This is a genomic window from Kitasatospora sp. NPDC057595, assembly GCF_042800875.1.
Taxonomy (GTDB): Bacteria; Actinomycetota; Actinomycetes; order Streptomycetales; family Streptomycetaceae; genus Kitasatospora.
Genome location: NZ_JBHVGL010000003.1, coordinates 452,026 through 465,087, shown reverse-complemented (window position 1 = coordinate 465,087; position 13,062 = coordinate 452,026). Strand labels below are relative to the sequence as shown.

The window sequence follows — 13,062 nt, the reverse complement described above, 5'->3', positions numbered from 1 at the left end:
GTCCGGCTCCCAGTTCCGAGGAGGCATCCTCATGGGTGCTGCAGCAACGAGCGCCACCGACACCGGCGTGGTGCACATTCTCTGGATCAACGCGGGCCTCAGCTGCGACGGCGACTCGGTCGCGCTGACCGCCGCCATGCAGCCGAGCATCGAGGAGATCGTCACCGGGGCCCTTCCGGGTCTGCCGAAGGTCGCCGTGCACTGGCCACTGATCGACTTCGAGTGCGGTCCGGTGCAGGGCGCCGACAACTTCGTCGAGTGGTTCTTCAAGGCGGACCGCGGCGAGCTCGACCCGTTCGTCCTGGTCGTCGAGGGTTCCATCCCGAACGAGCAGATCAAGGAGGAGGGCTACTGGTGCGGCTTCGGCGACGATCCGGCCACCGGCCAGCCGATCACCACCAGTGAGTGGCTGGACCGGCTCGCCCCCAAGGCCACCGCCGTGGTCGCGATCGGCACCTGCGCCACCTACGGCGGCATCCACGCCATGGAGGGCAACCCGACCGGCGCCATGGGCGTGCCGGACTACCTCGGATGGGAGTGGAAGTCCAAGGCGGGCCTGCCGATCGTCTGCGTGCCCGGCTGTCCCATCCAGCCCGACAACTTCGCCGAGACCCTGACCTACCTGCTCTACCAGCTGGCCGGCTCCGCGCCGATGATCCCGCTGGACGACAAGCTGCGGCCGACCTGGCTGTTCGGCGCCACCGTGCACGAGGGCTGCGACCGCGGCGGCTACTACGAGCAGGGCCAGTTCGCCACCGAGTACGGCCGGCCGGAGTGCCTGGTGCGGCTCGGCTGCTGGGGGCCGGTCGTCAAGTGCAACGTCCCCAAGCGCGGCTGGATCAACGGTGTCGGCGGCTGTCCGAACGTCGGCGGCATCTGCATCGCCTGCACGATGCCCGGCTTCCCCGACAAGTTCATGCCGTTCATGGACCCGCCGCCCGGCTCGACGGTGTCCACCCGGGCCAGCCGGACCTACGGCTCGGTGATCCGCCGGCTGCGCGGGATCACCCTCGACACGCTGGACAAGGAACCCAGGTGGCGCCACAAGGGGCGCACCCTGACCACCGGCTACCGCCCACCGCGGTGACCGGACGGGCCGCCGCGCCGTGTGCGCGGCGGCCCCGCCGTCCATCCCCTCCCGCCTCCAGAAGGGCACGACAGACACGATGACAGCGACGAGCAGGGCGGCCGGGGACGGCAGTGGCCTGGTGGAGATGTCCTGGGACCCGATCACCCGGATCGTGGGCAGCCTGGGCATCCACACGAAGATCGACTTCAAGCAGAAGAAGGTCGCGGAGTGCTACAGCACCTCCTCGGTCTTCCGCGGCTACAGCGTCTTCATGCGGGGCAAGGACCCGCGCGACGCGCACTTCATCACCAGCCGGATCTGCGGCATCTGCGGCGACAACCACGCCACCTGCTCGGTCTACGCCCAGAACATGGCGTACGGCGTGAAGCCCCCGCACCTCGGCGAGTGGATCATCAACCTCGGCGAGGCCGCCGAGTACATGTTCGACCACAACATCTTCCAGGAGAACCTGGTCGGGGTCGACTACTGCGAGAAGATGGTCCGCGAGACCAACCCCGGCGTGCTGGAGCTCGCCGAGCGCACCGAGGCCCCGCACGCCGGCGACCACGGCTACCGCACCATCGCCGACATCATGCGCTCGCTCAACCCCATCGAGGGCGAGTTCTACCGCGAGGCGCTCCAGGTCAGCCGCTACACCCGGGAGATGTTCTGCCTGATGGAGGGCCGCCATGTGCACCCCTCCACGCTCTACCCGGGCGGCGTCGGCACGGTGGCCACCGTCCAGCTGTTCACCGACTACCTGACCCGGCTGATGCGCTACGTGGAGTTCATGAAGAAGGTCGTGCCGCTGCACGACGACCTCTTCGACTTCTTCTACGAGGCCCTGCCCGGCTACGAGGAGGTCGGCCGGCGGCGCGTCCTGCTCGGCTGCTGGGGCAGCCTCAACGACCCCGACCACTGCGACTTCACCTACCGCAACATGACCGACTGGGGCCGGCGGATGTTCGTCACCCCCGGCGTCGTGGTCGACGGCAAGCTGGTCACCAACGACCTCACCCGGATCAACCTCGGCATCCGCATCCTGCTCGGCAGCTCCTACTACCAGGACTGGCAGGGCGAGGAGCTCTTCGTCACCCACGACCCGCTCGGCAACCCGGTCGACCCCCGCCACCCCTGGAACCAGCACACCATCCCCGCCCCGCAGAAGCGCGACTTCGACGGCAAGTACAGCTGGGTGATGTCCCCGCGCTGGTTCGACGGCACCGAGCACCTCGCCCTGGACACCGGCGGCGGGCCGATCGCCCGCCTGTGGTCCACCGCGCTCTCCGGGCTGGTCGACATCGGCTACGTCAAGGCCACCGGGCACAGCGTGAAGATCAACCTGCCGCGCTCGATGACCAAGCCGGAGACCACCTTCGAGTGGAAGATCCCGCAGTGGAGCAACGCCATCGAGCGCAACCGCGCCCGGACCTACTTCCAGGCCTACGCGGCCGCCTGCGCCCTGCACTTCGCCGAGAAGGCGCTGGACGAGGTCCGCGCCGGGCGCAGCCAGACCTGGGAGCGCTTCGAGGTGCCCGACGAGTCCATCGGCTGCGGCTTCACCGAGGCCGTGCGCGGCGTCCTGTCGCACCACATGGTGATCCGCGACGGCAAGATCGCCAACTACCACCCGTACCCGCCCACCCCGTGGAACGCCAGCGTGCGCGACAGCCACGGCACGCCCGGGCCCTACGAGGACGCCGTGCAGAACACGCCGATCTTCGAGGAGAACCCGCCGGAGAACTTCAAGGGCATCGACATCATGCGGGCCGTCCGCAGCTTCGACCCCTGTCTGCCCTGCGGCGTGCACATGTACGTCGGCGGCGGCCGGACCGTGCAGCAGCTGCACGTGCCCACCGGCCTGAGCGGGCTCACCGCATGACGGCGGAACAGACCGGGCAGCGCGTCCAGGAGGCCCTGGACCGGCTGGAGGGGCTCGGTGGCGACGGCGACGGCCGGCAGGCCGGCGAACAACTGGTGCGCGACCTCATGGACTTCTACCACGACGGCCTCGCCCGGATCGTCGCCGCGCTGCCCGGGCCCGCGCTCGCCGCGCTGCTGGACGACCCGGCGGTCGCCGGACTGCTCGTCCTGCACGAGCTGCACCCCGAGGACACCGGGACCCGGATCGCCCGGGCGCTGGCCGCGCTGCCCGAACCCGTCGAGCTGGCCGGCTTCGACCCCGCCACCGGCACCGTCCGGCTGCGCCGCACCCGCGGCGGCTGCGGCTGCTCCGAGGAGGACGTCGAGGCCGTGCTCGCCTGCCACGCGCCCGAGGTGACCAGCACGGTGTTCGAACGCGCGCCGCAGTTCCTGCGGATCGGCACCCGCCCGGACACCCCGGCGGAGGCCGCCCGGTGAGCACCCGCCGACTCGCCCGCCCCGGCACCGCCCTGCTGCACCGGCTGCGCGAGCCAGCCCCGCCGCAGCCCGAGCGCTGCGCCTTCTGCGGCCAGGGCGTCCCCCCGTCGCACCGGCACCTGGTGGACACCGAGGAGCAGACCCTCACCTGCGTCTGCACCGCCTGCGGACTGCTGTTCCGCCGGCCCGCCGCGGCCGGCGGACGCTACCGGCACGTGCCCGACCGCCACCTCGCCGAGACCGGCCACCGGATCGACGAGCGGGCGTGGGCCGCCTTCGGCATCCCGGTCGGCACCGCCTTCCTGTTCCGCAACTCCCGCCAGGACCGGCTCGTCCTGCTCTACCCCGGCCCCGGCGGCGCCACCGAGAGCGAACCCGACGAGGCCGCCTGGCGGAGCGCCCTCGGCGGCAGCCGGCTCGCCGCCGCGATGGAACCCGACGTGGAGGCGCTGCTGCTGCGCCGCACCGACACGGGGATCCACTGCCTGCTGGTGCCCATCGACACCTGCTACGAACTGGTCGGCCGGCTGCGGCGCTGCTGGAAGGGGTTCGACGGCGGGGCCGAGGCCAGGGCCGAACTCGACGCCTTCTTCGCCCGGCTCGCCGGCCGGGCCCGGCCGCTGGGAGAGGACGGACCCGGATGACCCCGCTCGCCTTCTCCTGCACCGCCGTCCGGGCCGCCGAACACGCCGCCGGGCCGACCCTGCTCTTCCGGCTACGGATCACCGCCCCGCCCGAGACCCGGGTGCACGCCCTGGCGCTCCGTTGCCAGCTGCGCATCGAGCCCGCCCGGCGCGGCTACGACGAGGCGCAGGCCCGGCGGCTCACCGACCTGTTCGGCGAACGCTCGCGCTGGGGCACCAGCCTCAACCCGATCGAGTTCGCCCAGGTGCCGCTGATGGTCCCCGGCTTCACCGGCTGGACCGAACTCGACCTGCCCGTCCCCTGCAGCTACGACCAGGACGTCGCCGCCGCCCGCTACCTGCGGGCCCTGGGCGACGGCGAGGTCCCGCTGCTGCTGCTGTTCTCCGGCACCGCCTTCGCCGGCCCCGGCGGATTCCAGGTCTCCCCGGTGCCCTGGGACCGCGAGGCCACCGTGCGGATGCCCGTGCGGGTGTGGCGCGAGGCGATCGACCGGCACTTCCCTGGCTGCGGCTGGCTGCGGCTGTCCGAGGACGTGATGGACGAGCTGCTCGCCTACCGCTCGCGCCGCGCCCTGCCGTCCTGGGAGGCCACCGTGCGCGAACTGCTGGCCGGCGCCGAGGTCGGGGAGGCGGCCCGGTGACCGCCCCCGCCACCGCCTTCACCCCCGAGGTCGAGGCCAGGTTCGCCCAGGCCCGGCAGATCGCCGACGCCGTCCTGTTCGAGGGCTACGTGCTCTACCCCTACCGGGCCTCCGCGGCCAAGAACCGGCTGCGCTGGCAGTTCGGCGTCCTCGTCCCGCCGGGCTACGGCGCGGACCGCGGCGAGCACTTCCACCAGCGCACCGAATGCCTCATGGAACCGCGCCCCGGGGACCGGCTGGCCGTCGAACTGCGCTTCCTGCGGGCACGGCGGCGCACCGTCGAGCGGGCCACCCGCGGCGCCGGCTACGAGGAGGTCGAGGAGCTGGAGCTCGCCGACCGGGTCCTGGTGCCGTGGGACGAGGGCGTCGAGGACCGCGTCGAACTCGTCGTCGGGGTGGAGGAGTTGGCCGGCGAGGTGGTCCGGCCCTTCCACCTCCCGGCCGGCCGGGAGGTGGAGCGGCTGCGCGTGGACGGCGTCACCGTCGGCCGGCTGCTGCGCCGCTGGGAGCGGACCGACGGACTGCTGCGGCTGACCGCCCGGGACGTGCCCGGACCGTACGGGGTGCGGCTGCTGACCGCCGTGGTGGAGAACACCACCGACTGGGCGCCGCGGCCCGAGGACGGGCGGGACACGGCGCTGGCGCGCTCGCTGGTCTCGGCGCACCTGCTGCTGGGGCTCGACCACGGCTCCTTCCTGTCGCCGACCGACCCGCCCGAATGGGCCCGGGCGGCCGTGGCGTCCTGCCGCAACGAGCACACCTGGCCGGTGCTGGCCGGCCCGCCCGGCCGCGACCGGGTGGTGCTCTCCTCGCCGATCATCCTGGAGGACCACCCGGCCGTCGCCCCCGAGAGCCCCGGCGCCCTCTACGACGCCACCGAGATCGACGAGATCCTCGCGCTGCGCACCGCCGCCCTGACGGACCGCGAGAAGCGGGAGGCCCGGGGCACCGACGACCGGGCCGGCGCGGTGATCGACCTCGCCGATTCGATGCCCCCCGAGGTGCTGGAGCGGCTGCACGGCGCCGTGCGCGGCCTGCGCGCGATCACCGGCAACGCGCCCGACCGGCCCTGGTGGGACCCGGGCGACGACCCCGAGGTGGACCCGGACCGGGACAGGGTGCTGGTCGACGGCCGCGAGGTCGGCGCCGGCAGCCGCGTCCTGCTGCGGCCCGGACGGCGGCGCACCGACGCCCAGGACCTCTTCCTGGACGGCCGGACCGCCCTGGTGGAGGCCGTGCTGCACGACGTCGACGGCTCGGTGCACCTGGCGGTCACCCTGGAGGACGACCCCGGCGCCGACCTGTGGCGGGCCCAGGGCCGCTTCCGGTACTTCCAGCCCGACGAGATCACCCCGCTGGAGGCGCCGTGAGGGAGGGGCCGGAGGGAACGGAGGGAACGGCGAGAGGAGGAAAGGTGCTGGTCGCCGGGGTCGGCAACATCTTCCTCGGCGACGACGGCTTCGGCGTGGAGACCGTGCGGCGGCTGCGCGAGCACCCGCTGCCGCCCGACGTCGAACTGCTCGACGTCGGCGTGCGCGGGGTCCACCTGGCCTACCAACTCCTGGACGGCTACCGGATGCTGGTGCTCGTCGACGCCACCGCCCGCGGCGGCGAGCCGGGCACGGTCTACCTCATCGAGGCGGACGCCGGACCGGTGGAGGCGCCCGTGCTGGACGGGCACCGGATGGGCCCGGACGCCGTGCTCGCGCTGCTCGGCACGCTGGCCGCCGGCACGGGCGGCTCCCCGCCCGCCCGGGTCCTCGTGGTGGGGTGCGAGCCGGCGTCGCTGGAGGAGGGGATCGGACTGAGCGCACCGGTGGCCGCCGCCGTCGAGGAGGCGGTCCGGCTGGTCCTGCGGACCGTCGGTGCCCGGGAACTGGCCAAGAGAGAGGTTTCACCGTCATGAGGAAGCTGCTGTGCCTGGCCGTCCTGGCCACCGTCGTGGCGCTGGTCGTGCAGAACCTGGACGACCTGAAGCGCTATCTGCGCATCCGCCGGATGTGAGCCGGGTGTTGGTGCGTCCGGTGTAGTCCCGGGCGCGGCGGCGGCGCGGCTTCGGGCCGCTGCCGCCGCCGCGGCCTGTAATGAGGCCTGTTGCCTCCCACGGCGGGAACGGGGCCCCATGCACGAGATGTCGATCGCGACGGCCGTCGTCGAGCAGGTGGACGCCGCGGCGCGCGCGCACGGCGCGGACGCGGTCGCGCGGGTGCGTCTCCAGGTCGGCGAGCTGGCCGGGGTGGTGCCCGCGGCCCTCGACTTCTGCTTCGAACTGGCCTGCGCCGGAACGCTGGTGGAGGGCGCGGTGCTGGAGACCGAGGCGGTTCCCGCGCGGGCCAGGTGCCTGCCCTGCGCGGGTGAGTGGGCCGTCGGCATGCCGCCCGACCTCGGCTGCCCGCACTGCGCCGCCGGCGGCCGGGTCGAGCTGCTGGCGGGCCGCGAACTCCAGATCCTCGGCGTCGAGTGGGCCGGACGCCCGCCGGGCGCCGGGGCCGGTGCCGGACAGGAAGGCTGAAACCCATGTGTCGCTCGGTGGAACTCCGGCAGGCGGTCCTCGCCCGGAACGACGAGGGGGCGCGTGAGCTGCGCGCCCGGCTGCTCGCCCGGGGCACCGTCGTGGTGAACCTGCTCTCCAGCCCGGGCAGCGGGAAGACGGCGCTGCTGGAGGCCGAACTGGGGCTGGCCCGGGAGCGCGGGATCGCCGTCGCGGCGCTCACCGCCGACCTCGCGACGGAGAACGACGCGGTGCGCCTCGCCCGTTCGGGCGTGCCGGTGAAGCAGGTGCTCACCGACGGGCTCTGCCACCTGGAGACCGGGATGCTCACCGGGCAGCTGGCCGGCTGGCTCCCCGCGGGGACGCGGCTGCTGTTCGTGGAGAACGTCGGCAACCTGGTCTGCCCGGCCTCCTACGACCTGGGCGAGTCGCTGCGGGTGGTGCTCGCCTCGGTCACCGAGGGGGAGGACAAGCCGCTCAAGTACCCGACGGCGTTCGGGCTGGCCAACCTGGTGCTGGTGACCAAGGCGGATCTGGCGGCGGCGGTGGAGTTCGACGAGGCGGCGTTCCTGGCCGCCGTCGCGCGGGTCAACCCCGGCGTGGAGGTGGTCCGCACCTCGGCCCGCACCGGGCAGGGGGTGGGGGAACTGCTGGAGCGGGCCCTCGCGGTGCTGGACGGCGCGCCGGTCCACCGGCCGGTGATGGCGGGCGCGCCGTTGCACGGGCACACGCACGGGAACGGGCACGGGCACACCCACCCGCACGCGCATCCGCACGAGGACGACCACGACCACGAGCACGCGGTCGCGGAGACGTCGTGACACCGGCTCCGGCACCGGCACCGGCACCGGCGGGCCGGGAGCGGCGCCGGGTGGCCGTCAGCGGGCTCGTCCAGGGCGTCGGCTTCCGGCCCTTCGTCTTCGCGCTCGCCACCGAGCTGGGACTCGCCGGCACCGTCACCAACACCGGCGAGGGCGTCCTGGCCGAGGTCGAGGGGGAGCGCGCGGCGGTCGAGGCGTTCTGCCGCCGCGTCGCGGGCGACGCGCCGCCGCTCGCCCTGGTCGCCGCCGTCGAGCACACGCCCCTGCCCGCCACCGGCGCCCGCGGCTTCGCCATCACCCCCTCCCGCGGCGACGGCCCGCGCCGGACCCTGGTGCCGCCGGACACCGCCACCTGCGCCGACTGCCTCGCCGAACTCGCCGACCCGGGCGACCGCCGCCACCGCCACCCGTTCATCAGCTGCACCAACTGCGGCCCGCGCCACACCATCGTCACCGGCCTGCCCTACGACCGGGCCAACACCACCATGGCCGGCTTCGCGCTCTGCCCCGACTGCACCCGGGAGTACACCGACCCCGCCGACCGGCGCTTCCACGCCCAGCCGGTCTGCTGCCACGCCTGCGGGCCCCGGCTGGCCCTCACCGTCCCCGGCCGGCCGGACGTCGAGCGCGAGGCCGCCCTCGACGGGGCCCGCCGGCTGCTGCGCGAGGGGGCCGTCCTCGCCGTCAAGGGCCTCGGCGGCTACCACCTGGCCTGCGACGCGCGGAACGAGGAGAGCGTCACCCGGCTGCGCCTGCGCAAGCGGCGCGGCGCCAAGCCCTTCGCCCTGATGGCCCGGGACCTCGCGGAGATCGCCGACCTGGTCCGGCCGGGCCCGGTCGAGGAGGAACTGCTCACCGGCCCGGCCCGGCCGATCGTGCTGCTGCGCCGTTCGGGGCGGGCGCTGGAGGCCGTCGCGCCCGGCAGCCCCGACCTCGGCGTCATGCTGCCCTACACCCCGCTGCACCACCTGCTGCTCGCCCCGCCCGGGCCCGGGCTGCTGGTGATGACCAGCGCCAACCTGTCCGGCGAGCCCATCGTGACCGACGACCGGGAGGCCCTCACCCGGCTCGCCCCGCTGGTCGACGCCTGGCTGACCCACGACCGGACCATCCACGTCCCCTGCGAGGACTCGGTGGTGCGGGTGGTCGACGGGGAACAGCTGCCGCTGCGGCGCTCGCGCGGCTACGCGCCGCTGCCGCTGCCGCTCCCCGTACCGGTCCGGCCCGCGCTGGCCGCCGGCGGCGACCTGAAGAACACCTTCGCGCTGGCCGAGGGCGGCTACGCCTGGCTGTCCGGCCACATCGGGGACATGGACGACCTCGCCACGCTGGGCGCCTTCGACCGCGCGGCGGCGCAGCTGGGGGCCGTCACCGCCGTCCGCCCGGAGGTGCTGGCGGTGGACCGCCACCCCGGCTACCGCTCCGCCCGGCACGCCCGGCGCACCCACCCGGCGGCGCAGGTGCGGACGGTGCAGCACCACCACGCGCACGTCGCCTCGGCCATGGCCGAGCACGGACTCGACGGCCGCCGCCCGGTCATCGGTGTCGCGTTCGACGGCACCGGCTACGGCGACGACGGCGCGGTGTGGGGCGGCGAGGTGCTGCTCGCCGACTACGACGGCTTCCGCCGGTTCGGCCGGCTGGCGTACGTACCGCTGCCGGGCGGCGACGCGGCGGTGCGCCGCCCGTACCGGATGGCGCTCGCCCATCTGTGGGCCGCCGGCCTGCCGTGGGCGGCCGACCTGCCCGCCGTCCGGAACTGTCCGACCGATGAACTGGCCGTGCTCGAACGACAGTTGGAGCGTTCGCTGAACTGTGTTCCGACCTCCAGCATGGGGCGGCTGTTCGACGCGGTGTCCTCGCTGGCCGGGGTCTGCCAGCTGGCCGGGTACGAGGCGCAGGCGGCGGTCGAGCTGGAGGCGGCGGCCCTGGGGCACGGACCGGCCGACGGGTACGCCTTCGCGCTGCGCCGTGAGTGCGGCGTGCTGGTGGGCGACCCCGGGCCGGTGCTGGCGGCGGCGGTCGCCGACCTCGTCGCCGGGGCCTCCGCCGGCCTGGTCGCCGCCCGCTTCCACGCCGCGGTGGCCGATCTGGTCCGTGCCATGTGCCGGGCCGCCCGGGCGGAGGGCGGACCGGAGACGGTCGCGCTGACCGGCGGGGTCTTCGCCAACGCGCTGCTCTCCGCCGACTGCGGCCGGGGCCTGCGGGCCGACGGGTTCACCGTGCTGCGCCACCGCCGGGTTCCGCCCAACGACGGTGGGCTGGCGCTCGGTCAGCTGATGGTGGCGGCCCGGGCCGACGGCCCGTACGTCGCTTGAGAGTTGCGAGTGAGAGTGGCGAGTCGAGAGCCGAGTCGAGAGTCGAGAGTCGATGGGAGAGAGCGCGCATGTGCCTGGCGGTGCCCGGCAGGGTGATGGAGATCGCGGAACGGGACGGCACGCGGATGGCGGTCGTCGACTTCGGCGGCGTCGTCAAGGACGTCTGTCTGGAGTACCTGCCCGACCTGGCGGTGGGTGAGTACGCCATCGTGCACGTGGGGTTCGCGCTGCAGCGCCTGGACGAGGAGTCGGCCCGCCGGACCCTCGACCTCTTCGCCGAACTCGGCCTGTTGCAGGAGGAGTTCGGCGACCCGTGGGAGGCGGCGGCCGGGCCGGCCGGAACGGAGGAGCGGAATTGAGGTACCTGGAGGAGTTCCAGAACCCGGAGCTGGCGGGCGGACTGCTCGCCGACATCCGGGCGGCGGTGACCCGGCCGTGGGCGCTGATGGAGGTGTGCGGCGGGCAGACGCACAGCATCATCCGGCACGGGATCGACCAACTGCTGCCCGAAGGGGTGGAATTGATCCACGGGCCGGGCTGCCCGGTGTGCGTGACCCCGCTGGAGGTGATCGACCGGGCGCTGGCCATCGCCTCCCGGCCCGGGGTGATCTTCTGCTCCTTCGGCGACATGCTGCGGGTGCCGGGCACCGACCGTGACCTGTTCCGGGTCCGCGGCGAGGGCGGGGACGTCCGGGTGGTCTACTCGCCGCTGGACGCGCTGCGGATCGCCAGGGAGAACCCGGACCGTGAGGTGGTGTTCTTCGGCATCGGCTTCGAGACCACCGCCCCGCCGAACGCCATGGCCGTCCACCAGGCGAGGAAGCAGGGCGTGCGCAACTTCAGCATGCTGGTCTCGCACGTACGGGTGCCCCCGGCGGTCGAGGCCATCATGAACGCGCCGGAATGCCGGGTGCAGGCCTTCCTCGCCGCCGGGCACGTGTGCAGCGTGATGGGCATCGAGGAGTACCCGGCGCTGGCCGAGCGCCACCGGGTGCCGATCGTGGTCACCGGCTTCGAACCGCTGGACATCCTGGAGGGGATCCGGCGCACCGTGCGGCAGCTGGAGCGCGGTGAGCACACCGTCGAGAACGCCTACCCGCGGGCCGTCCGCCCGGAGGGGAACCCGGCGGCCCGGGCCATGCTGGCGGACGTCTTCGAGGTGGCCGACCGGGCCTGGCGGGGAATCGGCGTCATTCCGGACAGCGGGTGGCGGCTCTCACCGCGCTACCGCGACCACGACGCCGAGTACCGCTTCGACGTCTCCGGGATCACCACCCGTGAGCCCGAGCAGTGCCGCAGCGGCGAGGTGCTGCAGGGGCTGCTCAAGCCGGACCGGTGCGAGGCCTTCGGCACCGTCTGCACTCCGCGCAACCCGCTCGGCGCGACCATGGTGTCCAGCGAGGGGGCCTGCGCCGCCTACTACCTCTACCGGCGGCTGGGCGCGCCGGGCGCTTCCCGGGAGGAGAGCCCCGTTGGCTGACACCGAGATCCTGACGGAGAACCCGGCGGGGACGCCGGCCGAGCGGTCCGCCGCGCCCGACCTCTCCGGGTGGAGCTGTCCGCTGCCGCTGCGCGACCACCCCCGGGTGGTGATGGGGCACGGCGGCGGCGGGGCGCTCTCCGCCGAACTGGTGGCGGGCGTGTTCGCCCCCGCCTACGGCGGCCGGACGCTGGCCGGCCTCGCCGACTCCGCCGTGCTCGAACTCGGCGGCGCCCGGCTCGCGTTCTCCACCGACTCCTACGTCGTGCGGCCGCTGTTCTTCCCCGGCGGCAGCATCGGCGACCTGGCCGTCAACGGCACCGTCAACGACCTCGCCATGAGCGGGGCGCGGCCCGCCTACCTGTCCTGCGGCTTCATCCTGGAGGAGGGGGTGGAGATGGCGGTGGTGGACCGGGTGGCCCGCGCGCTCGGCGCCGCCGCCCGGGCGGCCGGGGTGGAGGTCGTCACCGGGGACACCAAGGTGGTCGAGGCCGGCCGCGGCGACGGCGTCTACCTGAACACCGCCGGCATCGGGCTCCTCCCGGCGGGCGTGGACATCCGGCCGCAGCGGGCGGTGCCCGGCGACGTGGTGATCGTCAGCGGGGACATCGGGCTGCACGGCGTGGCGATCATGAGCGTGCGCGAGGGCCTGGAGTTCGGGGTCGCGATCGAGAGCGACTGCGCGGCGCTCGGCGGGCTGGTCGAGGCGATGCTGGCGGTCACCCCGGACCTGCACGTGCTGCGCGACCCCACCCGGGGCGGGCTGGGCGCGGCGCTCAACGAGATCGCGGCGGCGGCCGGCGTGGGCGTGGTGGTGAACGAGCGCGCCGTCCCCGTGCCGCCCGAGGTGGCCAACGCCTGCGCCGTGCTGGGCCTGGACCCGATGTACGTCGCCAACGAGGGCAAGCTGGTGGCCTTCGTACCGCGCGCGGAGGCGGACGCGGTGCTCGCGGCCCTGCGGGCCCACCCGCTGGGCACGGGCGCGGCGGTGATCGGCGAGTGCGTGGCCGAGCACCCCGGCACGGTCGTCGCCCGGACGGCGTTCGGCGGCACCCGGGTGGTCGACCTGCCGATGGGGGAGCAGCTGCCGAGGATCTGTTAGGCGGCAGGGCGGGCCCCGGTGGACGGCGCACCCGTCCGCCGGGGCCTCACGCTGTCCGGTCGCCCACGAACGGTGGTCGGGGTAGCGTCACTTCCGGTCACGTGTTCGTCGCGGACCGCATGCCCGGGACGGGGT

At 74.2% G+C, this 13,062-nt stretch carries 14 protein-coding genes; all 14 read left to right on the top strand.

The genetic code is table 11. The features are described from left to right. Positions 1-31 precede the first annotated feature (31 nt). The 14 genes from ACFU9E_RS08205 to hypE all read left to right on the top strand — a co-directional run bounded on the left by ACFU9E_RS08205 (position 32) and on the right by hypE (position 12,927). Positions 32-1,087, top strand: coding sequence for a hydrogenase expression protein HypE (locus ACFU9E_RS08205; RefSeq protein ID WP_355363157.1), 1,056 nt, complete (start codon positions 32-34; stop codon positions 1,085-1,087). A gap of 79 nt (positions 1,088-1,166) precedes the next feature. Further along, positions 1,167-2,951, top strand: a complete 1,785-nt coding sequence (locus tag ACFU9E_RS08200) for a nickel-dependent hydrogenase large subunit (RefSeq protein WP_380688218.1) — start codon at positions 1,167-1,169, stop codon at positions 2,949-2,951. Further along, positions 2,948-3,430, top strand: a complete 483-nt coding sequence (locus ACFU9E_RS08195) for a thioredoxin (RefSeq protein WP_380688220.1) — start codon at positions 2,948-2,950, stop codon at positions 3,428-3,430. Before ACFU9E_RS08200 ends, ACFU9E_RS08195 begins: the two co-directional genes overlap by 4 nt. Beyond that, a complete protein-coding gene (locus ACFU9E_RS08190) occupies positions 3,427-4,074 on the top strand; it encodes a DUF5947 family protein (protein ID WP_380688222.1) in 648 nt (215 codons plus the stop codon). The genes ACFU9E_RS08195 and ACFU9E_RS08190 overlap by 4 nt, the downstream gene beginning before the upstream one ends. After that, positions 4,071-4,715, top strand: coding sequence for a DUF6084 family protein (locus ACFU9E_RS08185; RefSeq protein WP_380688224.1), 645 nt, complete (start codon positions 4,071-4,073; stop codon positions 4,713-4,715). The genes ACFU9E_RS08190 and ACFU9E_RS08185 overlap by 4 nt, the downstream gene beginning before the upstream one ends. Continuing rightward, on the top strand, positions 4,712-6,085 hold the full coding sequence (locus ACFU9E_RS08180; RefSeq protein ID WP_380688226.1) for a hypothetical protein: 1,374 nt from the start codon (positions 4,712-4,714) through the stop codon (positions 6,083-6,085). The genes ACFU9E_RS08185 and ACFU9E_RS08180 overlap by 4 nt, the downstream gene beginning before the upstream one ends. Before the next feature lie 44 nt (positions 6,086-6,129). Further along, positions 6,130-6,621 (top strand): hydrogenase maturation protease, encoded by a 492-nt coding sequence (locus ACFU9E_RS08175; protein ID WP_380688228.1) that lies wholly within the window; start codon positions 6,130-6,132, stop codon positions 6,619-6,621. Next, entirely contained in the window at positions 6,618-6,719 is a 102-nt protein-coding gene (locus tag ACFU9E_RS08170) for a DUF6893 family small protein (protein WP_380688230.1), read from the top strand. Before ACFU9E_RS08175 ends, ACFU9E_RS08170 begins: the two co-directional genes overlap by 4 nt. A gap of 118 nt (positions 6,720-6,837) precedes the next feature. Next, complete coding sequence (gene hypA, locus ACFU9E_RS08165) at positions 6,838-7,227, top strand: hydrogenase maturation nickel metallochaperone HypA (RefSeq protein WP_380679777.1); 390 nt, start codon at positions 6,838-6,840, stop codon at positions 7,225-7,227. 5 nt (positions 7,228-7,232) lie between these two features. Beyond that, positions 7,233-8,027: a hydrogenase nickel incorporation protein HypB gene (hypB, locus tag ACFU9E_RS08160; protein WP_380679766.1), complete on the top strand. Its 795-nt coding sequence runs from the start codon at positions 7,233-7,235 to the stop codon at positions 8,025-8,027. Then, positions 8,024-10,345, top strand: coding sequence for a carbamoyltransferase HypF (gene hypF / locus ACFU9E_RS08155; protein ID WP_380679763.1), 2,322 nt, complete (start codon positions 8,024-8,026; stop codon positions 10,343-10,345). The genes hypB and hypF overlap by 4 nt, the downstream gene beginning before the upstream one ends. 68 nt (positions 10,346-10,413) lie before the next feature. Then, positions 10,414-10,704 (top strand): HypC/HybG/HupF family hydrogenase formation chaperone, encoded by a 291-nt coding sequence (locus tag ACFU9E_RS08150; protein ID WP_355363177.1) that lies wholly within the window; start codon positions 10,414-10,416, stop codon positions 10,702-10,704. Next, positions 10,701-11,825 (top strand): hydrogenase formation protein HypD, encoded by a 1,125-nt coding sequence (gene hypD, locus ACFU9E_RS08145; RefSeq protein ID WP_380679759.1) that lies wholly within the window; start codon positions 10,701-10,703, stop codon positions 11,823-11,825. The genes ACFU9E_RS08150 and hypD overlap by 4 nt, the downstream gene beginning before the upstream one ends. 112 nt (positions 11,826-11,937) lie before the next feature. Next, complete coding sequence (hypE, locus tag ACFU9E_RS08140) at positions 11,938-12,927, top strand: hydrogenase expression/formation protein HypE (RefSeq protein WP_380679774.1); 990 nt, start codon at positions 11,938-11,940, stop codon at positions 12,925-12,927. Positions 12,928-13,062 lie beyond the last annotated feature (135 nt).